19 protein-coding genes and 2 tRNA genes are annotated in these 23,803 nt (G+C 64.9%); 18 read left to right on the forward strand and 3 right to left on the reverse strand.

Going from position 1 to position 23,803, the window contains the following annotated elements; genetic code table 11:
• Nucleotide 1: 1 nt before the first annotated feature.
• From miaA to ACYJSS_RS04585, 9 genes are all read left to right on the forward strand, one after another.
• Entirely contained in the window at nt 2–976 is a 975-nt protein-coding gene (gene miaA / locus ACYJSS_RS04545) for a tRNA (adenosine(37)-N6)-dimethylallyltransferase MiaA (RefSeq protein WP_111259887.1), read from the forward strand.
• A gap of 98 nt (nt 977–1,074) precedes the next feature.
• Nucleotides 1,075–1,329: an RNA chaperone Hfq gene (gene hfq / locus ACYJSS_RS04550; RefSeq protein WP_111259888.1), complete on the forward strand. Its 255-nt coding sequence runs from the start codon at nt 1,075–1,077 to the stop codon at nt 1,327–1,329.
• 12 nt (nt 1,330–1,341) lie between these two features.
• Nucleotides 1,342–2,643, forward strand: coding sequence for a ribosome rescue GTPase HflX (hflX, locus tag ACYJSS_RS04555; protein WP_111259889.1), 1,302 nt, complete (start codon nt 1,342–1,344; stop codon nt 2,641–2,643).
• A 98-nt stretch (nt 2,644–2,741) separates the two neighbouring features.
• A complete protein-coding gene (hflK, locus tag ACYJSS_RS04560; protein WP_236234345.1) occupies nt 2,742–3,899 on the forward strand; it encodes an FtsH protease activity modulator HflK in 1,158 nt (385 codons plus the stop codon).
• Entirely contained in the window at nt 3,899–4,765 is an 867-nt protein-coding gene (gene hflC / locus ACYJSS_RS04565; protein WP_111259891.1) for a protease modulator HflC, read from the forward strand. Before hflK ends, hflC begins: the two co-directional genes overlap by 1 nt.
• A gap of 105 nt (nt 4,766–4,870) precedes the next feature.
• On the forward strand, nt 4,871–5,056 hold the full coding sequence (locus ACYJSS_RS04570) for a DUF2065 domain-containing protein (RefSeq protein WP_111259892.1): 186 nt from the start codon (nt 4,871–4,873) through the stop codon (nt 5,054–5,056).
• 34 nt (nt 5,057–5,090) lie between these two features.
• Complete coding sequence (locus tag ACYJSS_RS04575; RefSeq protein ID WP_111259893.1) at nt 5,091–6,278, forward strand: ATP phosphoribosyltransferase regulatory subunit; 1,188 nt, start codon at nt 5,091–5,093, stop codon at nt 6,276–6,278.
• Nucleotides 6,279–6,331: 53 nt separating this feature from the next.
• Entirely contained in the window at nt 6,332–7,627 is a 1,296-nt protein-coding gene (locus tag ACYJSS_RS04580; RefSeq protein WP_111259894.1) for an adenylosuccinate synthase, read from the forward strand.
• Between the two features lie 141 nt (nt 7,628–7,768).
• Nucleotides 7,769–9,703: a methyl-accepting chemotaxis protein gene (locus tag ACYJSS_RS04585; protein WP_236204319.1), complete on the forward strand. Its 1,935-nt coding sequence runs from the start codon at nt 7,769–7,771 to the stop codon at nt 9,701–9,703.
• Nucleotides 9,704–9,758: 55 nt separating this feature from the next.
• On the opposite strand, the gene ACYJSS_RS04590 is transcribed toward ACYJSS_RS04585, so the two are convergent.
• Nucleotides 9,759–9,845: transfer RNA gene (locus ACYJSS_RS04590), tRNA-Leu, on the reverse strand.
• 114 nt (nt 9,846–9,959) lie between these two features.
• Nucleotides 9,960–10,046: transfer RNA gene (locus ACYJSS_RS04595), tRNA-Leu, on the reverse strand.
• A 174-nt stretch (nt 10,047–10,220) separates the two neighbouring features.
• Between ACYJSS_RS04595 and rnr the strand changes: the two genes are divergently transcribed.
• The 8 genes from rnr to alr all read left to right on the forward strand — a co-directional run bounded on the left by rnr (nt 10,221) and on the right by alr (nt 19,228).
• A complete protein-coding gene (rnr, locus tag ACYJSS_RS04600) occupies nt 10,221–13,019 on the forward strand; it encodes a ribonuclease R (protein WP_111259896.1) in 2,799 nt (932 codons plus the stop codon).
• Nucleotides 13,016–13,783 carry a 23S rRNA (guanosine(2251)-2'-O)-methyltransferase RlmB gene (gene rlmB, locus ACYJSS_RS04605; protein WP_111259897.1) on the forward strand — a complete coding sequence of 256 codons (768 nt, stop codon included), beginning with the start codon at nt 13,016–13,018 and terminating at the stop codon, nt 13,781–13,783. Before rnr ends, rlmB begins: the two co-directional genes overlap by 4 nt.
• 472 nt (nt 13,784–14,255) lie before the next feature.
• The gene (gene rpsF / locus ACYJSS_RS04610) at nt 14,256–14,675 is read left to right on the forward strand and encodes a 30S ribosomal protein S6 (RefSeq protein WP_111259899.1); all 420 of its coding nucleotides are present in this window, start codon (nt 14,256–14,258) and stop codon (nt 14,673–14,675) included.
• A gap of 28 nt (nt 14,676–14,703) precedes the next feature.
• Complete coding sequence (gene rpsR / locus ACYJSS_RS04615; RefSeq protein ID WP_003452992.1) at nt 14,704–14,934, forward strand: 30S ribosomal protein S18; 231 nt, start codon at nt 14,704–14,706, stop codon at nt 14,932–14,934.
• Nucleotides 14,935–14,968: 34 nt separating this feature from the next.
• Entirely contained in the window at nt 14,969–15,844 is an 876-nt protein-coding gene (locus ACYJSS_RS04620; RefSeq protein ID WP_111259900.1) for a hypothetical protein, read from the forward strand.
• 19 nt (nt 15,845–15,863) lie between these two features.
• Complete coding sequence (gene rplI, locus ACYJSS_RS04625; protein WP_111259901.1) at nt 15,864–16,310, forward strand: 50S ribosomal protein L9; 447 nt, start codon at nt 15,864–15,866, stop codon at nt 16,308–16,310.
• Between the two features lie 127 nt (nt 16,311–16,437).
• A complete protein-coding gene (dnaB, locus tag ACYJSS_RS04630) occupies nt 16,438–17,832 on the forward strand; it encodes a replicative DNA helicase (protein WP_111259902.1) in 1,395 nt (464 codons plus the stop codon).
• 319 nt (nt 17,833–18,151) lie between these two features.
• Complete coding sequence (gene alr / locus ACYJSS_RS04635; protein ID WP_236204318.1) at nt 18,152–19,228, forward strand: alanine racemase; 1,077 nt, start codon at nt 18,152–18,154, stop codon at nt 19,226–19,228.
• 3 nt (nt 19,229–19,231) lie between these two features.
• Here the strand turns inward: alr and ACYJSS_RS04640 are convergent, their stop codons facing one another.
• A complete protein-coding gene (locus ACYJSS_RS04640; protein WP_111263820.1) occupies nt 19,232–21,118 on the reverse strand; it encodes a diguanylate cyclase in 1,887 nt (628 codons plus the stop codon).
• 228 nt (nt 21,119–21,346) lie between these two features.
• Between ACYJSS_RS04640 and ACYJSS_RS04645 the strand changes: the two genes are divergently transcribed.
• Nucleotides 21,347–23,626 carry a YgiQ family radical SAM protein gene (locus ACYJSS_RS04645; protein WP_236204317.1) on the forward strand — a complete coding sequence of 760 codons (2,280 nt, stop codon included), beginning with the start codon at nt 21,347–21,349 and terminating at the stop codon, nt 23,624–23,626.
• Nucleotides 23,627–23,803: the final 177 nt, after the last annotated feature.

Raw genomic sequence — 23,803 nt, forward strand, 5'->3', positions numbered from 1 at the left:
CATGGGCGAACGCCTGCCACCGGCCATCTTCCTGATGGGGCCCACCGCTGCCGGCAAGACCGACCTCGCCCTGGAACTGGCGCGCCACCTGCCCTGCGATCTGATCAGCGTCGACTCGGCGCTGGTCTATCGTGGCATGGACATCGGCACCGCCAAACCGGACAAGTCCGTGCTCGAGGCCTTCCCGCATCGGTTGATCGACATCCGTGACCCGGCCCAGAGCTATTCCGCCGCTGAGTTTCGCGCCGATGCCCTGGAGGCCATGGCCGAGATCACCGCCCGGGGCCGCATCCCGCTGCTGGTCGGCGGCACCATGCTCTACTACAAGGCGCTGCTGGAGGGCCTGGCGGACATGCCCAGCGCCGACCCGGCCATACGCGCGGAGCTGGAGGCGCGGGCGCAGCGCGAGGGCTGGGACGTCCTGCACCGCGAGCTGGCGGAGGTGGATCCTGAGTCGGCCGCGCGCATCCATCCCAACGACCCCCAGCGGCTCACCCGCGCCCTCGAGGTGTACCGGGTGAGCGGTTTGACGATGACAGCACATCGTCAGCGACAGGCGTTGCAAAATCCCGACTCGGGGCCCTCTGGCCAGGGACATTTGCCTTATACTGTCGCCCACTTGGCGATCGCTCCGGCGCAACGCCAGGTTTTGCACGCGCGTATCGCGCAACGATTTCGTCTGATGCTGGAACAGGGCTTTGTCGAAGAGGTCGAAGCTCTGCGCGAAAGACGTGACTTGCACGCCGGACTGCCGTCTATAAGAGCTGTCGGTTATCGCCAGGTATGGGAATACCTGGACGGCGACCTGACGCGGGCCGAAATGGAAGAGCGAGGCATCATCGCCACGCGCCAATTGGCCAAGCGGCAATTCACCTGGTTACGGGGTTGGGCTGATTTACACTGGCTGGACAGCCTGGCTTGCGACAATCTGCCGCGTACCTTGAAATACCTGGAGTCGGTCTCCATATTGGGCTGAGACCTCACCAGTTACCGTCTATCCTTGGGGGTAGGGCGGCCTAACTTTCTCGTCATTTGACAACTAAAACGATTTATATCCCTACAGGAGTGCGGCATATGTCAAAAGGGCATTCGCTACAAGACCCTTACCTGAATACCTTGCGTAAGGAACGCGTACCGGTTTCCATCTATCTGGTCAACGGCATCAAGCTGCAGGGCCAGATCGAATCCTTCGACCAGTTCGTGATTTTGCTGAAGAACACTGTCAGCCAGATGGTCTACAAGCACGCAATCTCCACCGTGGTGCCGAGCCGCCCCGTGCGTCTGCCGAGTGCCACCGAGCAAGAAACCCCCGAGCCTGGTAACGCCTGATAGGAGTCTGCATTGTTTTTCGAACGCCCTGGTGGTGGTGAACGGGCCATCCTGGTTCATCTGGACGGCCACGATCCCGAGGCGCGAGAAGACCCGCAGGAATTCCAGGAACTGGCTCGGTCGGCTGGCGCCGACACGGCAGCTTTCATCTCCGTGTCGCGCCACCAGCCAACAGCGAGATATCTGATCGGTAGCGGCAAGGTCGAAGAGCTCCACGACCTCGTCAAGGCCGAACAGGCCGAACTGGTCATCTTCAATCACACCCTCACGCCCAGCCAGGAACGCAACCTCGAGCGAGCGCTCGAATGCCGCGTTCTCGATCGCACCGGGCTGATTCTCGACATCTTCGCCCAGCGCGCCCGTACCCATGAGGGCAAGTTGCAGGTGGAGCTCGCCCAGCTCGAGCACATGAGCACCCGGCTGGTCCGTGGCTGGACTCACCTCGAGCGGCAGAAGGGCGGTATCGGCCTGCGTGGGCCGGGTGAAACCCAGCTCGAGACAGACCGTCGCCTGCTGCGCGTGCGCATCCGCCAGATCAAGCAGCGCCTCGAGAAGGTGCGTAGCCAGCGCGAGCAGGCTCGACGTGGCCGCAAGCGCGCCGATATTCCCTCCGTTTCGCTGGTCGGCTACACCAACGCCGGTAAGTCCACGCTGTTCAATGCCGTGACTTCGTCCGAGGTCTATGCTGCGGACCAGTTGTTCGCCACGCTGGACCCGACCTTGCGCCGTCTCGAACTCAACGATCTGGGGCCTATCGTCCTGGCCGATACCGTGGGTTTCATCCGGCACCTGCCGCACAAGCTTGTCGAGGCCTTCCGGGCTACCCTTGAGGAGTCCAGCAACTCCGACCTGCTGCTGCATGTGATCGACGCCCATGAGCCTGAGCGCATGGCGCAGATAGAGCAGGTCATGGCGGTGCTGAACGAAATCGGCGCAGATGGCTTGCCGATGCTCGAGGTGTACAACAAGATCGACCTGCTCGAAGGCATGGAGCCACAGATCCAGCGCAACGAGCAGGGCAAGCCTGAGCGGGTTTGGCTTTCCGCCCGCGACGGCCTCGGACTCGACCTGCTCAAGCAGGCGATCGCCGAGCTGTTGGGGGATGATCTCTTCGTGGGAACCCTGAAGTTGCCACAGAAACTCGGCAGGCTGAGAGCGCAGTTCTTCGCCCTCGGTGCCGTGCAGAGCGAGACGCATGACGAGGCCGGGGAATTTCTCCTTGCCGTCCGATTGCCGCGTGTGGAACTCAACCGTCTGGTCAGTCGTGAAGGCTGGAAGCCGCAGGAGTTCCTGGAGCAACACACTTTGCAATAAAGCCCGCGGGTGCGCTTTTTGCCGCGGGTGGCGGGCTTTCGGTAGCATTGGCGGGCGTGCCGTGGGTGCGTCTTTGCTTTATCAGTATGGAGAGCGCTATGGCTTGGAATGAGCCGGGTGGCAACTCGAACAATCAGGACCCCTGGGGTGGACGCCGTGGTGGCGATCGCAAGGGGCCGCCGGATCTGGACGAAGCCTTCCGCAAACTGCAGGACAGTCTCAATGGGCTGTTCGGCGGCAAGAAACGTGGTGGTGGCGATGGCGGTGGCAAGGGCGGCGGCTTCGGCCTGGTCGGTATCGCCCTCTTCCTGCTCGCCATGGTCTGGCTCTACAGCGCCGTCTACGTGGTCGATGAGCAGGAGCAGGCCGTGGTGCTGCGCTTCGGCAAGTACTACGAAACCGTCGGCCCGGGCCTGAACATCTATTTCCCGCCCATCGATCGCAAGTACCAGGAAAACGTCACCCGCGAGCGTGCATACAGCAAGCAGGGTCAGATGCTCACCGAGGACGAGAACATCGTCGAGGTGCCGCTCACCGTCCAGTACAAGATCACCAACCTGCAGGACTTCGTGCTCAAGGTCGACCAGCCCGAGGTGAGCCTGCAGCACGCCACTGAAAGCGCCCTGCGCCATGTGGTCGGCTCCACCGAGATGGATCAGGTCCTGACCGAGGGCCGTGAGCTGATGGCCAGCGAGATCAAGGAGCGCCTGCAGCGTTTCCTCGATACCTACGGCACCGGCATCACCGTGACCCAGGTGAACGTGCAGAGCGCCGCCGCGCCGCGTGAAGTGCAGGAAGCCTTCGACGACGTGATCCGCGCCCGCGAGGACGAGCAGCGTGCCAAGAACCAGGCCGAGGCCTACGCCAACGGCGTGATTCCCGAGGCCCGTGGCCAGGCGCAGCGCATCATCGAGGACGCCAACGGTTATCGCGACGAAGTGATCTCCCGCGCCAAGGGTGAGGCGGATCGCTTCACCAAGCTGGTCGCCGAGTATCGCAAGGCCCCCGAGGTTACTCGCCAGCGCCTGTACCTGGACACCATGCAGGAAGTCTTCAGCAACACCAGCAAGGTGCTGCTGACCGGCGACAAGGGGCAGAACAACCTGCTCTACCTGCCGCTGGACAAGATGATCGACAACCGTGGCGGTAGCGGTGGTGCCGTGCCTGGCGCCGCCGCGAGCGGTGCGGCCGATCTCGGTTCGCGTGTCACCACCGATCTGCAGCAGCGCGATCTGCGTTCTAGGGAGAGTCGCTGATGGGTAACAAATCACTGATCGCCCTGATCGGGGCCGTCGTCCTCGCCCTGGTGGCCTGGAGCAGCTTCTACATAGTGGCGCAGACCGAGCGTGCGGTGCTGCTGCAGTTCGGTCGCATCGTCGAGGCCGACGTCAAGCCGGGCCTCCACGTGAAGATTCCGTACGTCAACCAGGTGCGCAAGTTCGACGCTCGCCTGCTGACCCTGGATTCGCCGACCCAGCGCTTCCTCACCCAGGAAAAGAAAGCGGTGATGGTGGACGCCTACGCCAAGTGGCGTGTGGCTGATGCCGAGCGCTTCTATACCGCGACTTCCGGCCTCAAGCAGATCGCCGACGAGCGCCTGTCCCGTCGCCTGGAAGCGGGCCTGCGTGACCAGTTCGGCAAGCGCACCCTGCATGAAGTGGTATCCGGTGAGCGTGACGGGCTCATGGCCGATATCACCCGCTCGCTGAACACCATGGCCAGCAAGGAGCTGGGTATCGAGGTCGTGGACGTCCGCGTCAAGGCCATCGACCTGCCCAAGGAAGTGAACCGCAGCGTGTTCGAGCGCATGAGCACCGAGCGTGAGCGCGAGGCCCGCGAGCACCGCGCCAAGGGTAGCGAGCTGGCCGAAGGCATTCGTGCCGATGCCGATCGCCAGCGCCGCGTGCTGCTGGCCGAGGCCTATCGCGAGGCGGAAGAGGCCCGTGGTGATGGCGACGCCCAGGCAGCCGCGATCTACTCCAAGGCCTATGGCCAGGACCAGGAGTTCTACGCCTTCTACCGCAGTCTCAAGGCCTACCGCGAGAGCTTCTCGAGCAAGGGCGACGTGATGGTTCTGGACCCGAGCAGCGAGTTCTTCCAGTTCCTCAACAAGGCCAAGTGATGGTTTTCCCCGGCGGACGGTCCTGTCCGTCGGGGTGACCCACCGGGAAAACGTGGTATCATGCGTCAGCCGGGAAATCCCGGCTTTTTTGCGTCCGCGAGAATCATGTGGCAGGAAATCGGCATAGCTTTCTGTTTCGTGCTGGTGCTGGAAGGCATCCTGCCCTTCCTCTATCCGCGCCGTTGGCGCGCCGCGGTGCACGGGCTGGCAGGGTTGAAGGACCGCCAGCTTCGCCTCATGGGCCTCGCCAGCATGTTGCTGGGGACCGGCCTCCTGTATCTGCTTCACTGAAGGCTTGCCGCCCGGCTGAGAGGGGAATGGCGTAATGGCAACGGTAGATCGCTGGCTGCTGCCAGATGGAATCGAAGAAGTACTGCCGCCCGAAGCGGCGCGCATCGAAGCAGCCCGCCGCCAGGTGCTGGACCTGTTCCAGCGCTGGGGCTACGACTTCGTGGTCACCCCGCACATCGAATATCTCGAGTCCCTGTTGACCGGTGCCGGCCAGGACCTGGACCTGCGCACCTTCAAGGTGACCGACCCGCAATCCGGCCGCCTGATGGGCTTCCGCGCCGATATCACGCCGCAGGTGGCGCGCATCGATGCTCACACGCTGCGTCGTGAGGGGCCGAACCGCCTGTGCTATGCCGGCAGCGTCCTGCATGCCAAGCCGCGTGCGCTTTCCACCTCGCGCAGCCCGATCCAGCTGGGCGCCGAGCTCTATGGCGACGCCAGCCCGGCGAGCGATGTGGAAGTCATCAGCCTGATGCTGGAGATGCTTGAGCTTGCCGATGTGCCCGACGTGCACATGGACCTCGGCCACGTCGGTATCTACCGTGGCCTCGCCCGTGCCGCAGAGCTGTCCGGCGAGGTCGAGCAGCAGCTGTTCGACGCCCTGCAGCGCAAGGCCGTCGACGAGGTCGCCGAACTGACCGAGTCCCTGCCTGGCGAGCTGGCTTCCATGCTGCGCGCGCTCGCCGAGCTCTGTGGCGACCGCCAGGTCCTGGAACTTGCCCAGGGTGTGCTGATGGATGCGCCGGACGAGGTGCACGTCGCGCTCGACGAGCTGATCGCCATCGCCGACGAGTTGGAACTCCGCTACCCCGAGCTGCCCCTGTATTTCGACCTGGGCGAGCTGCGTGGCTACCACTACCACACGGGCGTGGTGTTCGCTGCCTTCGTGCCGGGCGAGGGCCAGTCCATCGCCCAGGGTGGTCGCTATGACGACATCGGCGCCGATTTCGGTCGCGCCCGTCCGGCGACAGGGTTCTCCACCGACCTGAAGACCCTGGTCACCCTGGGGCGGATGGAGCTGGATGAAGTCCCGACCGGAATCTGGGCGCCCGACGTCCATGACGTCTACCTTTGGCAGGCCGTGAAGCGCCTGCGCGGCGAAGGCCAGCGCGTGGTCCAGGCATTGCCGGGGCAGGATGTGGACAGTGCGCAGGAGGTGGGTTGCGACCGCCAGCTGTGCCTGCGTGATGGGCGCTGGCAGGTTGCGCCCCTGGTTTCCTAAAGGTTTTCCCGCCGGCCGTTGCCGGCATCGAGCTTCCGAAGAGGACAAGTGTTATGGGTAAGAATGTCGTGGTCCTGGGCACCCAGTGGGGTGATGAGGGCAAAGGCAAGATCGTCGACCTGTTGACCGATCAGGCAGCCGCTGTCGTGCGCTACCAGGGCGGCCACAATGCCGGTCACACCCTGGTGATCGACGGCGAGAAGACCGTGCTCCACCTGATCCCGTCCGGCATCCTGCGCGAGAACGTGCAGTGCATGATCGGCAACGGCGTGGTCGTCGCGCCGGATGCGTTGATGCGCGAGATCACCAAACTCGAGGAAAAGGGCGTACCGGTGCGCGAGCGCCTGCGCATCAGCCCGTCCTGCACCCTGATCCTGCCGTACCACGTCGCCCTCGACCAGGCGCGTGAGAAGGCTCGTGGCGATGCCAAGATCGGCACCACCGGCCGCGGTATCGGCCCGGCCTATGAAGACAAGGTGGCTCGTCGCGGCCTGCGCATCGGCGACCTGTTCCACCGCGAGCGCTTCGCCGCCAAGCTCGGCGAGTTGCTGGACTACCACAACTTCGTCCTGCAGAACTATTACAAGGAGCCGGCCGTCGATTTCCAGAAGACCCTCGACGAGGCCCTGGGCTACGCCGACCTGCTGGAGCCGATGATCACCGACGTCGCCGCCCGACTCCACGAGCTGCGCAAGCAGGGCGCCTACATCATGTTCGAAGGTGCTCAGGGCTCGCTGCTGGACATCGACCACGGCACCTATCCCTATGTGACCAGCTCCAGCACCACTGCGGGCGGCACCGCCACCGGTTCCGGCTTCGGTCCGCTGTACCTGGACTACATCCTTGGTATCACCAAGGCCTACACCACTCGCGTGGGTTCGGGCCCGTTCCCCACCGAGCTGTTCGATGAGACTGGCGCCTTCCTGGCCAAGCGTGGCCACGAGTTCGGTTCCACGACCGGCCGGGCCCGTCGTTGCGGCTGGTTCGATGCCGTCATCCTGCGTCGTGCCATCGAGATCAACAGCATCTCCGGCCTGTGCCTGACCAAGCTGGACGTGCTCGATGGCCTCGAGACCATCCGCATCTGCGTTGGTTACAAGGACCAGAATGGTGATGTGATGGTTGATGCGCCGACCGACGCCGACAGCTACATCGGCCTGCAGCCGGTCTACGAAGACATGCCGGGCTGGAGCGAATCCACCGTTGGCGTGAAGTCGCTCGAAGAGCTTCCGGCGGCCGCCCGTGCCTACATCAAGCGTATCGAGGAGCTGGTCGGTGCCCCCATCGACATCATCTCCACCGGGCCGGATCGCAACGAGACCATTGTCCTGCGTCACCCGTACGCCTGAGTCATCGGACTCGAAAAGAAGGGCCGCCTCGTGCGGCCCTTTTTCATGCACGCAAGAAAATATTGCGGCACGTCCCTTGCTGGGCCTCTATAAATCCCTGAAGTCGCCGTTATAGAAGAACGGTCGTAGAGGAGCATCGTCGTGTCCGCCATCCTGTCCCTGCTCAGAAGCCGCCTGCTGCGGCCCGTCTTTCTCGCCCTCGGCATCTCCCTGCTGGTGCAAGTGGTGGTCGCCGTTGCCCTGACTCGGGGCACGGTCGACTCGCTGGTCGAGGACCTCGGTCGGCGCCTGGGTGATGACACCCGCCGCCTGTCGGGCGAACTGGAGCAGGCGGGGCGTGAAGTCTCCGGCAGCCTGACCAGCCTCTCCAGCAAGACCCGTGAGCGCCTGAGTGCTTCTCTCTCCGAGCGCCTCAAGGCCGAGCAGGGGCAGTTGCGTGCCACCCTGGAGGAGAACCTCAAGGCCTCCGCCACCGATCTCGCCCAATTGCTCGCTGCCGTCGCGCCGCGCGCCATGTGGGACAACGACATCCCCACGCTTTCCGAGTTCGCCCGCCGCGCCCAGCGCAATCCCAACGTGCTGTTCGTGGTCTATGACGATGCCCAGGGTCAGCACCTCACGCGCTACCTCAATCGCGAGAATGCCGCGATCAAGGCGCTGTTGGCCAAGGGGCAGGGCGAGCGCGCGCTGGACAAGGTGCTCAACGCCGCTGCCAGCGACCCGTCCGTGTACATGGTCGAAGCCTCGATCAGCCCCAACGGCGTGGAGATCGGCAAGGTGCGCCTGGGGGTGTCGACCGCCACCATCGAGGATCAGCTGAAGGCCCTGGACTCCCGCTTCAGTGCGCTGATCGCCAGCGGCGGCGAACTGGTGGGGCAGAGCCTTTCCGGTGCGGCGACCGACAGCACCGCAGTGCTGACCGCCCGCCTCAAGTCTGCCCAGGAGGCAGCCAATGGCATGAGCACCGGCACCCAGAAGACCGTCGAAGACGCTGCCCACGAACTGCGCTGGCGCATCGGGCTGGCCCTGGTGCTGGTAGGGCTCGGCGTGCTGCTGGTGCTCGCCGTGGTACTCGGTCATCGCGTGGTCAACCGCCTGCGCCTGCTGATCGCGGCCCTGAACGACCTGGCGGCCGGCGAGGGCGATCTCACCCGGCGCGTACGGCTTGACAGCACCGATGAGCTGGGCGAGATGGCCGCGGCGGTGAACCGCTTCATCGACAAGTTGCAGCCCATCGTGCGTGAGGCGGGTGATGTGGCGGTGCGCACCGGCAGCGAGATCCGCTCGCTGTCCGAGCGCAGCCTGGCGGCCGAGGCAGCTGCCGATCGCCAGCGTAACGAGGTGGCCGGCAGTCTCGATGCCCTGGCGCAGATGACCGCCGAGGCCCAGGCCGAGAGCCAGGCCATGCAGACGGCGCTGCAGCAGGTCGGCGAGATTCGCCAGGCGACCCAGGACAACGCCGCCATCGCCCGCAAGGTCGGCGGCCTGATCGAGACCCTGGAGGAGCGCGTGCAGAACGGTGCCGAGGTGATCGAGCGCCTGGCGCGGCAGAGCGAGCAGATCGAGGTGGTGCTTTCGGTCATTCATGGCATCGCCGAGCAGACCAACCTGCTGGCCCTCAATGCTGCGATCGAGGCGGCGCGGGCGGGAGAGAGTGGTCGCGGTTTCGCGGTGGTGGCCGACGAGGTGCGTGCGCTGGCCAGCAAGACCCAGCAGTCCACCGGCGATATCCAGGCGCATATCGGCGCGTTGCAGAAGGGGGCGAAGGAGGCGGTCGCGGCGATTTCCCAGGCGCGCGCCCGTGCCTCTGAAGGCATCGACGCCTTGCGTGACAGCGAGCGCCTGCAGCAGAGCGTGCAGCAGGCGGTGGAAGGGGTTCACGAAGCGGTTCGTGCGGCCGCGCGTGCAGCCGAGCACCAGGCCGAAGGGGCGCATGCCGTGCGTGGTCGGGTCGATGTGATCCATGCCGAGGCGCGACTGGCTGCGGAGGCCGTGGCGGCCACCGCCAGCAGCGGGCGCGTGCTCGATGGCCTGGCGGCGCAGCTGAAATCCAGCCTCGGTCAGTTCAAGGCTTGATGCCTGGATGCCAGAAAGCACAAAGCCGAGCAGAGCTCGGCTTTGTGTTCAATAGTGGTGCCCAGGAGAAGACTCGAACTTCCACGGTGTTGCCACCGCTAGGACCTGAACCTAGTGCGTCTACCAATTCCGCCACCTGGGCACATTGCGATGATCGCTCATCGACTTCTTTGCTGCACTTGGTCGACTCTGTCGACAGGGTGTGCTGCTACCCTCTAAGCGAGAAAACGAGCAAAAGACTCGCTTTCTTGAATAATGGTGCCCAGGAGAAGACTCGAACTTCCACGGTGTTGCCACCGCTAGGACCTGAACCTAGTGCGTCTACCAATTCCGCCACCTGGGCACTCACAGCGTCTCAGCAACGCTGTGGGCGCGAACTATACGGTTCGACTTTTTGCTTGTAAACCCCTGACAGTGAAAAAATTATTCTTGGATGAAAGCTGACCGCTGAACGGATTTCGCGCTTCAATAGACAGATGGCAAACATAACTATGAATGAAAAGGTGAATCCCCTCTGATGGCCGATTGGCAAAACCTCGATCCCGAGGCCGCCCGCGAGGCGGAAAAGTACGAGAACCCCATCCCCAGCCGTGAACTCATCCTGCAGCGACTCGATGAGCGCGGCGCCCCGGCCAGCCGCGAGCAGCTGGTCGAAGAGTTCGGTCTGACCACCGAGGATCAGTTGGAGGCGTTGCGTCGGCGCCTGCGCGCCATGGAACGCGATGGCCAGCTTATCTATACCCGTCGTGGTACCTATGCACCGGTCGACAAGCTCGACCTGATCCGTGGCCGCATCAGCGGTCATCGCGATGGCTTCGGCTTCCTCATCCCCGATGACGGCAGCGACGACCTGTTCCTCAGCCCCGCGCAGATGCGCCTGGTGTTCGACGGCGACCGCGCCCTGGCGCGTGTCTCCGGCCTCGATCGTCGTGGCCGCCGCGAAGGCGCCCTGGTCGAGGTGATCGAGCGCGCCCACGAGACATTGGTCGGCCGCTTCTTCGAAGAGAGCGGCATCGCCCGCGTGGTCGCCGACAACCCGAAGATCCAGCAGGAAGTCCTGGTGCCCCAGGGCAAGCAGGGCGCCGCCAAGCACGGGCAGTTCGTGCAGGTGAAGATCGAGCAGTGGCCGAGCAATTTCCGCGTCGCCCAGGGCGAGGTGGTCGAGGTGCTGGGCGACTACATGGCGCCCGGCATGGAGATCGAAGTCGCCCTGCGCAGCTACGACATCCCCCATGAATGGCCGGAGGGCGTGATCAAGGAAGCCGCCAAGCTCAAGCCGGAAGTGGCCGAGAAGGACAAGGAGAAGCGCATCGACCTGCGCCACCTGCCCCTCGTCACCATCGACGGCGAAGATGCCCGCGACTTCGACGATGCCGTCTACGCCGAGGCCCGCAAGGGCGGTGGCTGGCGTCTGTTCGTCGCCATCGCCGACGTCTCCCACTATGTAAAGGTGGGCTCGGCGCTGGATGAGGAAGCGGCCAGGCGCGGCAACTCGGTGTACTTCCCCGAGAAAGTCATCCCGATGCTGCCGGAGGTGCTTTCCAATGGCCTCTGCTCGCTGAACCCGCTGGTCGACCGTCTCGCCATGGTCTGCGAGATGACCCTCTCCCGCGCCGGCAAGATGACCGGCTACGAGTTCTACGAAGCGGTCATCCACTCCCATGCACGCCTGACCTACAACAAGGTCAGCCAACTGCTGGAGACGCCCGACTCGGTCGAAGGCCAGCAGCTCGCCCAGCAGCTTCCACAACTGGTTCCGCACCTGCAGCAGCTCTACAAGCTCTACAAGGTGCTGCTGGCGGCGCGCCAGGTGCGCGGTGCCATCGATTTCGAGACCCAGGAAACTCGGATCGTCTTCGGTGCCGACCGCAAGATCTCCGAGATCCGTCCGACCCAGCGCAACGACGCCCACAAGCTGATCGAGGAGTGCATGCTCTGCGCGAACGTGGCCACCGCCCGTTTCATGCAGGACCACGACATCCCCTCGCTCTACCGTGTGCACGACGGCCCGCCGGCCGAGCGCCTGGACAAGCTGCGCCTGTTCCTCGGCGAGCTGGGCCTGACCCTCAATCGCGGCAAGGGCGAACCGACCCCCAGCGACTACCAGGCCCTGCTGGAAACCATCCGTGGGCGCCCGGATTACCACCTGATCCAGACGGTGATGCTGCGCTCCCTGAGCCAGGCGGTTTACAGCGCCGACAACCAGGGGCACTTCGGCCTCAACTACGACGCCTACACCCACTTCACGTCGCCCATCCGTCGCTATCCGGACCTGCTGGTGCACCGTGCGATCCGCAGCGTGATCCGCTCCAAGCGCGAAACCGCGCACGTCAAGCGGGCCGGCGCTGCAGCCATGCCCAAGGCGCGCATCTATCCGTACGACGAGGCCGCCCTGGAGAAACTGGGCGAGCAGTGCTCGATGACCGAGCGCCGCGCCGACGAAGCCACCCGCGACGTCACCAACTGGCTGAAGTGCGAGTACATGCGCGAGCGCGTGGGCGAGACCTTCCCCGGGGTGATCTCCGCAGTGACCGGTTTCGGCCTGTTCGTCGAGCTGACCGACATCTATGTGGAAGGCCTGGTGCACGTCACCGCGCTGCCGGGCGACTATTACCATTTCGACCCGATCCACCATCGCCTTTCCGGTGAGCGCACGGGCCGCAGCTTCCGTCTCGGTGACCCGATCGAAGTGCTGATCGCCCGCGTCGACCTGGACGAGCGCAAGATCGACTTCGAGCTGGCCGAGAATGCACTCAGCGCGCCGGTCGGCCGCAAGAAACGGGGCGCCGAGAAGTCGGCACCCGCGCCCGAGGTCAAGCCCGCCAAGGGGCCGAAGACCCGCAGCCGGGGTAGCAAGCCTGCTGCGCTGGCGAAGAAAGCTGCGCGCAACCCCGAGCCCGAACAGGTGGCTCCGGGCGTCGCCGTGGCGCCGCGCCGCAGCAAGGCCGGCAAGGTCCAGGCGTTGCCCCCGGTATCGCCGGAGATACTGGCCCAGGCCGAAGAGATGCTCGGCAATACCGATGTCAGCCGCAGTCGTGCGCTGAAGCAGGCGCTGCTCAGCGAGGCCCGCCAGGGCGGCGAGAAGCCGCGCGGCAGCAAGGGGCAAGCTGGCAAGGGCCAGTCCCGCCCCGCCAAGGGCGCGCCCTTCGGTGCCGGTGGCCAGGACTCGGCCGCCAAGGCCCCCGACGGCAAGCCGAGCAGTGGCAAACCGAAGAAGGCCAAGCCGGCGAACAAGCCCGGCAAGCCGAGCAAACACCGCAAGGGGCCGCCCAAGCCGAAAGCCGCCGGCGACAGTAAAGCCAAGGTCAAACCATGAGTGAGTTGGAAAAGGTCTACGGCGTGCATGCCGTGGAAGCGCTGTTGCGTCACCATCCCAAGCGGGTCAAGCAGCTGTGGCTGGCGGAAAGCCGGCATGACCCGCGCGTCCAGGCGCTGCTCGACCTGGCCGGGCAGTTCCGCGTGCCCGTCGGGCAGAAGGATCGGCGCGAGCTGGATGAATGGGCCGAAGGCGTCCATCAGGGCGTGGTCGCCGAGGTCAGCCCCAGCCAGGTCTGGGGCGAGAACATGCTCGACGAGTTGCTCGAGCGCGCCGAAGGGCCTCCGCTGCTGCTGGTGCTCGACGGCGTGACCGACCCGCACAACCTCGGTGCCTGCCTGCGTACCGCCGATGCTGCCGGTGCCCTGGCGGTGATCGTGCCCAAGGACAAGTCCGCTACCCTCAACGCCACCGTGCGCAAGGTGGCCTGCGGCGCCGCCGAAGTGATCCCCCTGGTCGCCGTGACCAACCTCGCGCGCACCCTGGAGAAACTGCAGAAGAAGGGCCTGTGGACCGTCGGCACCGCTGGCGAGGCCGAGCAGGAGCTCTACCAGCAGGACCTCACCGGCCCCACCGTGCTGATCATGGGCGCGGAAGGCAAGGGCATGCGCCGGCTGACCCGCGAGCACTGCGACTACCTGGTGAAGCTGCCGATGTCCGGCAGCGTCAGCAGCCTCAACGTCTCGGTCGCCACGGGCGTCTGCCTGTTCGAGGCGGTGCGCCAGCGGGGCAGCGCCAAGCGCCAAGCCGCAAGTGACAAGTAAGGGCGGTATCGGGCGGGTAGGCGCCGCCATCCTCGCTTGCAGCCTGTAAGTAGGGTGGGTAGAGCGGAGCGAAACCCACGCGGAGCGGTGTTCGGCGTGACTCCGAAAAGGTGGACCGGTGAAGCGTGGTCCCCCCTACGCCCGGGCTGCGGAAACAAATAAGCCCAGGTGTTGACGCTCTCCACCGATCCCCCAGGCTCTTGCAGCTTGCAGCTTGCAGCTTGCAGCTTGCAGCTTGCAGCTTGCAGCTTGCAGCTTGCAGCTTGCAGCTTGCAGCTTGCAGCTTGCAGCTTGCAGCTGCTGTTCAAATATTCACCAGTTCTTCTTGCGCGGCCCTGGGCGCTTCTCTAGAATGTCGCCCCTTGCCGCTACGGCAGGCGCTCGCGCGCCTTCCTCGCCGGCAAGCCAAAACGAAACATTCACTCCTTGCCTGACCACATTGTTGGCAGGCTACAACCCGTAAGGAGCATTTATGCGTCATTACGAAATCATCTTCCTGGTTCACCCGGACCAGAGCGAGCAGGTTGGTGGCATGGTCGAGCGCTACACCAAGCTGATCGAAGAAGACGGTGGCAAGATTCATCGCCTGGAAGATTGGGGCCGTCGTCAACTGGCCTATGCAATCAACAACGTTCACAAGGCTCACTACGTGATGCTGAACGTCGAGTGCAGCGGCAAGGCCCTGGCCGAGCTGGAAGACAACTTCCGCTACAACGATGCCGTCCTGCGCAACCTGGTCATCCGTCGCGACGAAGCCGTTACCGGCCAGTCCGAGATGCTCAAGGCCGAGGAAAACCGCAACGAGCGCCGCGAGCGCCGTGAGCGCGTTGAAACTGACTCCGCCGTTGATGGCGATGACAGCGACAACGACAGCGACAACGCTGACGAGTAATCCACGGATCTATTGAGGAGCCAAGTTCATGGCACGTTTCTTCCGTCGTCGTAAGTTCTGCCGTTTCACCGCTGAAGGCGTGAAAGAGATCGACTTCAAGGATCTCAACACCCTGAAGGCGTACATCTCCGAAACCGGCAAGATCGTTCCTAGCCGTATCACCGGTACCAAAGCCAAGTATCAGCGTCAGCTGGCTACCGCTATCAAGCGCGCCCGCTACCTGGCCCTGCTGCCCTACACCGACAGCCACGGCCGTTGAGACCGGGTAGTCGACGCTTCAAGGGATAGATCGCATGCGCGCACTGGCTGAATTCACCATGCGAGGCCGCATGCAGGCAACGCTGGCCGTGGCCGGCGCTGCATTGGTTCCGCTGTTGTTCTGGCTGAGTGCCTCCGCAGGCAGCCTGGTGCTGTTGCGAAGGGGATTCAGTGATGCCGCCGGCATCCTGGCCTGGGCGGTACTGCCGGCTGCGTGCTGGTGGTACCTGGGCGATCCGAGCATCCTGCTGGCCCTGCTCGGGACCCTGTTGCTGGCGCAGATCCTGCGCGTCAGCGAGTCCTGGAGCCATGTGCTGATCGGCAGCGTCGCATTGGGCCTGGTGTTCGCACTGGTGCTCGGCAACGCCTACTCCGAGATGATCGGGGTGCTGGCGACCGAGGTCACCAAGGTGCTGGCCCAGGTCCGCGGCGATGCCCAGCTGTCGGGCGAGGAGCTCGACAGGTTGCAGGCCGCGATGGTGCCGACTCTGACCGGGGTCATGGCGTCCTCGCTGCAGGCCACCTGTCTTCTCTGCCTGGTGCTGGCGCGCTATTGGCAAGCGGCGTTGTACAACCCGGGCGGCTTCGGTCGCGAATTCCGGAGTCTGCGCCTGAGGCCCGCGGTTGCCGTGGCCCTGCTGCTGGGATGCATTCTGATCCCGGCGCTGGATGCACGAGCCGCGTTGCTCGGGCCGCTGTGCAGCGTGCCGCTGCTGTTCGCAGGTGCTGCCCTCGGGCACGGGCTGATCGCCCTCAAGCGCCTCTCGGGTGGCTGGCTGATAGTGCTGTACCTGGCCGTGCTGCTGATCGGGAACTTGATCTGTCTTTTGGCTGTGATCGACAGCCTGTTTGATTTTCGTGGACGCCTGGCTCGCAAGAACGGCGCCGGCCCCGCGAACGGTGAAGGTTAATAGTTAAGAGGATTCCCAAATGGAAATCATTCTGCTGGAAAAAATCGCCAACCTGGGCAACCTGGGCGACAAGGTGAACGTCAAGGCTGGTTACGGTCGTAACTACCTGCTGCCGCAAGGCAAGGCCACCGCTGCTACCGCCGAGAACGTCGCTGCGTTCGAAGCTCGCCGCGCTGAGCTGGAAAAACTGGCTGCCGAGAAGAAAGCTTCGGCTGAAACTCGCGCTGCCCAACTGGCTGAGCTGGAAGTGACCATCACTGCCACCGCCGGTGACGAAGGCAAGCTGTTCGGTTCCATCGGTACCCACGACATCGCTGACGCCCTGACCGCCTCCGGCGTCGAGGTTGCCAAGTCCGAAGTTCGTCTGCCGAACGGCACCATCCGTCAGGTTGGCGAGTACGACGTAGCTGTGCACCTGCACACCGACGTTGAAGCGACCGTCAAGCTGATCGTCATCGCTGCCTAAGTCGGCGCGTCCGGGCAACCGGACGGAGCATGCTTGCACTCAGGTGCGGGCACGCTAACAATCGGGCACGTCATTGCGAGAGCGGTGACGTGCCCGTTGTCTTTCTACCGCATGCATTCCCGAGCCCATGAACGAAATCAGCCTTCCCGAACAGTTCGACCTGGAAACCTCCGCCCTCAAGGTGCCACCGCACTCCATCGAGGCCGAGCAGGCGGTGCTGGGGGGCCTGATGCTCGACAACAACGCCTGGGAGCGGGTACTCGACCAGGTGTCCGATGGCGACTTCTACCGTCATGACCATCGCCTGATCTTCCGTGCCATCTTCAAGCTCGCCGAGCGCAACGCACCCTTCGACGTGGTGACCCTGTCCGAGCAGCTGGACAAGGAAGGGCAGCTGTCCCAGGTGGGCGGCCTGGCCTACCTGGGCGAGCTGGCGAAGAACACCCCCTCGGTCGCCAACATCAAGGCCTATGCGCAGATCATTCGCGAGCGCGCGACCCTGCGCCAACTGATCGGCATCAGCACCGAGATCGCCGACAGCGCCTACGCGCCACAGGGCCGCACCGGCGAGGAGATCCTCGATGAAGCCGAGCGCCTGATCTTCCAGATCGCCGAGGCGCGTCCGAAGACCGGTGGTCCTGTGGGGATCAACGACATCCTGGTCAAGGCCATCGACCGCATCGACGAGCTGTTCAACAACGGCGATGCCATCACCGGCCTGTCCACAGGCTTCGACGAGCTGGACAACCTCACCAGCGGCCTGCAGCCGGCCGACATGATCATCGTCGCCGGCCGCCCGTCCATGGGTAAGACCACCTTCGCCATGAACCTGGTGGAGAACGCGCTGATGCGCAGCGACAAGTCGATCCTCGTCTACTCGCTGGAAATGCCCTCGGAGTCCATCGTCATCCGTATGCTCGCGTCCCTCGGCCGCATCGACCAGACCAAGGTCCGCGCCGGCCGCCTGGACGATGACGACTGGCCGCGCCTGACTTCCGCGGTCAACCTGCTCAACGACCGCAAGCTGTTCATCGACGACACCGCCGGCATCTCGCCGTCGGAGATGCGCGCACGCACCCGCCGCCTGGCCCGCGAGCACGGCGAGATCGGCCTGATCATGGTCGACTACCTGCAGCTGATGCAGATCCCGGGTTCCAGCGGCGACAGCCGGGTGAACGAGATCTCCGAGATCTCCCGCTCGCTCAAGGCCCTGGCCAAGGAATTCAACTGCCCGGTGATCGCCCTGTCCCAGCTCAACCGTGGCCTGGAACAGCGCCCCAACAAACGCCCGATCAACTCCGACCTTCGCGAATCCGGGGCCATCGAGCAGGACGCCGACATCATCCTCTTCGTCTACCGCGACGAGGTCTACCACCCCGAGACCGAGTACAAGGGCGTCGCCGAGATCATCATCGGCAAGCAGCGTAACGGCCCCCTCGGCACCGCGCGCCTGGCCTTCCTCGGCAAGTACTCGCGCTTCGAGAACCTGGCGCCCGGCAGCTACAACTTCGAGGATGAGTAAGGCTTGAGCCTGAAGCCTGAAGCCTGAAGCCTGAAGCCTGAAGCCTGAAGCTGGATGCGCGCGCGTAGGGTGGGCTTCAGCCCACCGGTTACATCGTGGTCAGGCTTAACTTACTTGTTCCCCAAGCTTTGATGCGGCGCTGTCCCGGGCTGAAGCCCGGGCTACGTGCGGGGTGCGGAAATAAATAAGTCCAGGCGTTGACGGTATCCGCCAATCCCCCAGGTTCTTCCAGCTTCCAGCTCCAATCCCGCCATGGATCAATGAAGATGGGCGCCGTGCCGTTATCATGGGCGCCCGTTTTCGTTCATGAGCCCCTTCCATGCGTCCGCTGATCGCCGCCGTCGACCTTTCCGCCATCCGCCACAACCATGCCGTCGCCAAGCGCTGTGCCCCGGGGCGCCAGGTGTTCGCGGTGGTCAAGGCCAATGCCTATGGGCACGGCGTGCGGGAGGTGGTCAGCGTCCTGCACGACGTCGCCGACGGCTATGCGGTGGCATGCCTGGAAGAGGCGGCGGAAGTCCGCGCCATGGATGACCGCGCGCGCATCCTGCTGCTGGAAGGCTGCTTCGAGCCCCGCGAGTACCTGATCGCCGCCCAGCTCGGGCTGGATGTCGTGATGCAGGGCGAGCGCCAGGCCGAGGCCCTGCTCGTGGCCGAGACCAGCCGCCCGCTGAATGTCTGGCTGAAGCTGGATTCCGGCATGCACCGACTGGGCTTCGATGCCGACGCCCTGCGCCAGTGGCACGGGCTGCTGCATGGCGCCGGCAAGGTGGCCGAGCTCAACCTGATCAGCCACTTCGCCTGCGCCGACGAGCGTGGCCACGCACTTACCGAGCAGCAGGTGGAATGCTTCCTCGGCCTGCTGGACCTGGATTTCGACCAGCGCAGCCTGGCCAACTCCGCCGCCATCCTCACCATTCCCGCCGCCCACATGGACTGGGTGCGCCCCGGCATCATGCTCTACGGCGCCACGCCCTTTACCGACCTCACCGCCCGCGAACTGGGGCTCAAGCCGGCCATGAGCCTGACCGCCGAGCTGATCGCCGTGCGTGATGTCGCGGTGGGTGAGAGCGTTGGCTACGGCGCCTCCTGGGTCGCCGAGCGTCCTTCGCGCATCGGCATCGTCAGCTGCGGCTACGCCGACGGCTACCCGCGCAACGCGCCCAGCGGTACGCCGGTGGTGATCCGTGGCCAGCGTGCGCCGCTGGCGGGGAGGGTATCGATGGACATGCTGGCGGTGGATCTCACCGACCTGCCCGAGGCCGCCGAAGGCGACGCGGTGGAGCTGTGGGGGAAGCAACTGCCGGTTGACGAGCTGGCCGCCGCCTGCGGCACCATCGGCTACGAGCTGCTCACCAAGGTCACCGCACGGGTGCCGCGGCGTTACCTGAGCTGAGGCTCAGACCAGGCCGCTCGGCACCTTCAGCACGTCCAGCTCCAGGCGTGCCTCGCTGGACAGCTCGCCGTCCGCGCCGAAGATCGCGAAGCCCGAGCGGCCCTTCTCCTTGACCTTGTACATCGCCTGGTCGGCGGTCTTGTAGAGGCCGGCGAACTGGCGCGCGTGCTGGGGATAGAGCGCCACGCCGATGCTGATGGTCACCGTCAGCTTCTGGGCGCCGTAGTGCACCGGCTCCGCCAGCTCGGCCAGCAGGCGCTCGGCGATCTCCCGGGCGTGGGGCTCGGCGTCCGGCCCGCAGATCAGCACCGCGAACTCGTCCCCGCCCAGGCGCGCCACGCTGTCGCCGCCCCGCACGTGCTCGCGCAGGCGCTGGCCGATGCTGCGCAGCATCGCGTCGCCGGCATCGTGCCCGTACTTGTCGTTGATCGGCTTGAAGTGGTCCAGGTCGATCAGCATCAGCGCCACCGTCTCGCCGCGCCGGCCGGCGTTGGCCAGGGCGGTCTCGGCACGCTCGATCAGGTAGCGGCGGTTGGGCAGGTCGGTCAGGGCATCATGGAAGGCCGCGTGCTCCAGCTCCTGCTCGCGCTCGCACAGGCGCTGGTTGGCGGCCGCCAGTTCGGCGGTGCGGTTGGCCACCGCAGCCTGCAGCTCGTCGGCGCTGGCCTGCATCTGCGCCAGGCGCGCGGTCTTCTCGCGGTCCACCTGTTCCAGTGCGGCGGCCTTCTCCTGCTTGAGCATCTGGATGCGGTAGGCGAGGGCGAAGGAGAACAGGATCGACTCCGCCGCCACGGCGATGGGGAACATGTAGGCAGTGAAGTTGGTGGGCTGGATGATCCCCGCCGCGCGCATCACCAGCACTGCGGTGCTAACCAGCACGGTGCCGTAGCCGACCAGGTAGAAGCGCGCCGGGATGAAGCCCTGGTACCAGCGCACGCCGGCGCTGACCAGCGCGGTGGGCACGGTGACGATGGGCGTGATGGCGATCAGCAGGGCACCCTCGGCGCGGTAGCCGAAGGCGTTGATCAGGATGGCGATGGCGTAGAGCACGCAACTGACGTTGAAGGCGCGGTCGGCCCAGACCAGCCCGCGTCGCGTGTACAGCAGCTCCTGGGTGAAGCGCATGACGAAGATGCCCCAGAGCGACGGCAGGCTGATGCGGTCGAGCCAGAAGGGCACCGGCGAGCCGCCCCAGAAGTACTGGAAGCCGTGGCCGGTCATGCTGAGGATGAACACCAGGGCGCAACCGGTGGCCAGCACGTACCAGAGGTAGGCCTTGTCACGCAGGGCCACGAGGATGAACAGGTTGTAGAGGAACAGCGCCAGGATCACCCCGTAGATCAGGCCGAAGCCCATGTCCTCAGTGGCGCGCAGGTCCTGCAGGTCATCCAGCTGCCAGACCTTGAGCGGGAAGGAGTTGCCCGCCGGGTCGTAGCTGCGGAAGTAGAAGGTCAGCGGCTCCGTGCCGAGCTCCGGGAGGCGGAACACCATGCGCCGGTAGTCGAAGTCGCGGCCTTCGGCGAAGGGCACCGACTCGCTGGTCTCGCGCTCGCTCCAGCCGCCCCGGCCATCGGGCAGGTAGAGGCGCACGCGGTAGACGGTGATGCCCGAGTTCTCCAGCCACCACTGTGCGGGCGCATCGGCGCTGCGGCTGAGTTGCACCTTTACCCACCAGGCACTGCGGCTCTGCCCCACGGAGGCGCGTCCATCCGCCGGAACGAAGCGCGACTGCACGGCCGGATCGGCCATGTCGGCGATGCCGAGTGTCCCGCTGGCGTCTTCCAGCAGCTCTATGTGGGCGTTCAAGGGGGTGCCGCTGCTGTCGGCCTGCAACTGGAAGGGAGCTGCGCTGGTCTGGCCGCAGAAGCCGAGGATGCCCAGCAGAATCATTGTCAGATGGATTAGGCGAAGCACCGCACGCTCCTTGTGCCCGTAACCACTGGGGGCGGGCGGTATTGTTATCGGCAGGAGTATAGCCATTAGGTATCAAAGTGATGACAGCTATATGTCGCCGGCTGGAAAAAGGCATCGGAAAACCTACTGCCAAAGTCGGACTTGTTCATTTTTTGTGCTATATTTCGCGCCCGCTTTTTCACCTGAGATCCGACGGTCCCTGCCATGCAAGCCGCCAAGCCGCTGTTCGACTATCCGAAGTACTGGGCCGAATGTTTCGGTCCTGCACCTTTCCTGCCAATGAGCCGGGCGGAGATGGACCAACTTGGCTGGGATTCCTGCGACATCATCATCGTCACCGGCGATGCCTACGTCGATCATCCTTCGTTCGGCATGGCGATCATCGGCCGCCTGCTGGAGGCCCAGGGCTTCCGCGTCGGCATCATCGCCCAGCCGGACTGGCGCTCGAAGGACGACTTCATGAAGCTCGGCGAGCCCAACCTGTTCTTCGGCGTCGCCGCCGGCAACATGGACTCGATGATCAACCGCTACACCGCCGACAAGAAGATCCGCTCCGATGACGCCTACACCCCGGGCGGTGTCGCCGGCCGTCGACCGGACCGCGCCAGCCTGGTGTACAGCCAGCGCTGCAAGGAAGCCTACACCCACGTGCCCATCGTGCTGGGTGGCATCGAAGCCTCGCTGCGCCGCATCGCCCACTACGACTACTGGCAGGACAAGGTCCGCCACTCGATCCTGATCGATGCCTGCGCCGACATCCTCCTCTACGGCAACGCCGAACGCGCCGTGGTGGAGATCGCCCAGCGCATGGCCCATGGCGAGACGATCGACTCGATCACCGACATCCGCGGCACCGCCTTCATCCGTCGCGACACCCCGGAGGACTGGTTCGAGATCGACTCCACCCGCATCGACCGCCCGGGCAAGGTCGACAAGATCATCAACCCCTACGTCAACACCCAGGACACCGCTGCCTGCGCCATCGAGCAGGAGAAGGGCCCGGTCGAGGACCCGAACGAGGCCAAGGTGGTGCAGTTGCTGCCCAACCCGCGCCTGACCCGCGAGAAGACCGTGATCCGCCTGCCGTCCTTCGAGAAGGTGCGCAACGACCCGGTGCTCTACGCCCACGCCAACCGCGTGCTGCACCTGGAGACCAACCCGGGCAACGCCCGAGCCCTGGTGCAGCGCCACGGCGAGACCGACGTGTGGTTCAACCCGCCGCCCATCCCCATGACCACCGAGGAGATGGACTACGTCTTCGGCATGCCCTACGCGCGGGTGCCGCACCCGGCCTACGGCAAGGAAAAGATCCCCGCCTACGAGATGATCCGCTTCTCGGTGAACATCATGCGTGGCTGCTTCGGCGGCTGTACCTTCTGCTCCATCACCGAGCACGAAGGCCGCATCATCCAGAACCGCTCCCACGACTCGATCCTGCGCGAGATCGAGGAGATGCGTGACAAGGTGCCCGGCTTCACCGGCGTCGTGTCCGACCTCGGCGGGCCGACCGCCAACATGTACCGCATCGCCTGCAAGGACCCGGAGATCGAGCGTCACTGCCGCAAGCCGTCCTGCGTGTTCCCCGGCATCTGCGAGAACCTCAACACCGACCACAGCTCGCTCATCGAGCTGTACCGCAAGGCCCGCGCCCTGCCCGGTGTGAAGAAGATCCTCATCGCCTCGGGCCTGCGCTACGACCTGGCCGTGGAGTCGCCCGAGTACGTCAAGGAACTGGTCACCCACCACGTCGGCGGCTACCTGAAGATCGCCCCGGAGCACACCGAGCGCGGCCCGCTGGACAAGATGATGAAGCCCGGCATCGGCAGCTACGACCGCTTCAAGCAGATGTTCGAGAAGTACTCCAGGGAGGCGGGCAAGGAGCAGTACCTGATCCCGTACTTCATCGCCGCCCACCCCGGCACCACAGACGAGGACATGATGAACCTCGCCCTGTGGCTCAAGCGCAACGGCTTCCGCGCCGACCAGGTGCAGGCCTTCTACCCCTCGCCCATGGCCAGCGCCACCGCCATGTACCACTCGGGCAAGAACCCCCTGCGCAAGGTCACCTACAAGAGCGAAGGGGTGAAGATCGTCAAGAGCGAGGAGCAGCGCCGCCTGCACAAGGCCTTCCTGCGCTACCACGATCCCAAGGGCTGGCCGATGCTGCGTGCCGCACTGGAGCGCATGGGCCGCGCCGACCTCATCGGCAACGGCAAGCACCAGCTGATCCCCACCCACCAGCCGGAAACCGACGGCTACCAGAGCGCCCGCCGCAAGAACTCCACCCCGGCCGGCAGCAAGAAGGTCGGCAAGGCCATGCTCACCCAGCACACCGGCCTGCCGCCCCGTGCCAGCGACGGCAGCAAGCCCTGGGACAAGCGCGAGGAAGCCAAGGCCGCAGCCCAGGCCCGGCGCCAGGCGGAGAAGAGCGGCGCCGGCAAGGGGGCCAAGAAGCCCGGCAAGCGCCCCCCGGTACCGCGCTGATCCGCCGTGCCGTTAAATGAAGACGCCAGCCCCGTGCTGGCGTCTTCGTTTCCAGCCACCGTCCACGGGGTGTAGGGCGACATCAGTCGCCCGCCTTCTCGCCCCGGATGGTTACTCGAAGGGACTGGTTACAAAATGTTTTTGGCACTATAGTTCCAATCTCATAAGAACAACGAC

This window comes from Pseudomonas sp. No.21, from assembly GCF_054558415.1.

Excerpts from the sequence above, each read along its gene's own strand:
- miaA (WP_111259887.1), top strand. The coding sequence starts at position 2 with ATGGGCGAACGCCTGCCACCGGCCATCTTCCTGATGGGGCCCACCGCT.
- hfq (WP_111259888.1), top strand. The coding sequence starts at position 1,075 with ATGTCAAAAGGGCATTCGCTACAAGACCCTTACCTGAATACCTTGCGT.
- hflK (WP_236234345.1), top strand. The coding sequence starts at position 2,742 with ATGGCTTGGAATGAGCCGGGTGGCAACTCGAACAATCAGGACCCCTGG.
- hflC (WP_111259891.1), top strand. The coding sequence starts at position 3,899 with ATGGGTAACAAATCACTGATCGCCCTGATCGGGGCCGTCGTCCTCGCC.
- ACYJSS_RS04570 (WP_111259892.1), top strand. The coding sequence starts at position 4,871 with ATGTGGCAGGAAATCGGCATAGCTTTCTGTTTCGTGCTGGTGCTGGAA.
- ACYJSS_RS04575 (WP_111259893.1), top strand. The coding sequence starts at position 5,091 with ATGGCAACGGTAGATCGCTGGCTGCTGCCAGATGGAATCGAAGAAGTA.
- ACYJSS_RS04580 (WP_111259894.1), top strand. The coding sequence starts at position 6,332 with ATGGGTAAGAATGTCGTGGTCCTGGGCACCCAGTGGGGTGATGAGGGC.
- rnr (WP_111259896.1), top strand. The coding sequence starts at position 10,221 with ATGGCCGATTGGCAAAACCTCGATCCCGAGGCCGCCCGCGAGGCGGAA.
- rlmB (WP_111259897.1), top strand. The coding sequence starts at position 13,016 with ATGAGTGAGTTGGAAAAGGTCTACGGCGTGCATGCCGTGGAAGCGCTG.
- rpsF (WP_111259899.1), top strand. The coding sequence starts at position 14,256 with ATGCGTCATTACGAAATCATCTTCCTGGTTCACCCGGACCAGAGCGAG.
- rpsR (WP_003452992.1), top strand. The coding sequence starts at position 14,704 with ATGGCACGTTTCTTCCGTCGTCGTAAGTTCTGCCGTTTCACCGCTGAA.
- ACYJSS_RS04620 (WP_111259900.1), top strand. The coding sequence starts at position 14,969 with ATGCGCGCACTGGCTGAATTCACCATGCGAGGCCGCATGCAGGCAACG.
- rplI (WP_111259901.1), top strand. The coding sequence starts at position 15,864 with ATGGAAATCATTCTGCTGGAAAAAATCGCCAACCTGGGCAACCTGGGC.
- dnaB (WP_111259902.1), top strand. The coding sequence starts at position 16,438 with ATGAACGAAATCAGCCTTCCCGAACAGTTCGACCTGGAAACCTCCGCC.
- alr (WP_236204318.1), top strand. The coding sequence starts at position 18,152 with ATGCGTCCGCTGATCGCCGCCGTCGACCTTTCCGCCATCCGCCACAAC.
- ACYJSS_RS04640 (WP_111263820.1), bottom strand. The coding sequence starts at position 21,118 with ATGATTCTGCTGGGCATCCTCGGCTTCTGCGGCCAGACCAGCGCAGCT.
- ACYJSS_RS04645 (WP_236204317.1), top strand. The coding sequence starts at position 21,347 with ATGCAAGCCGCCAAGCCGCTGTTCGACTATCCGAAGTACTGGGCCGAA.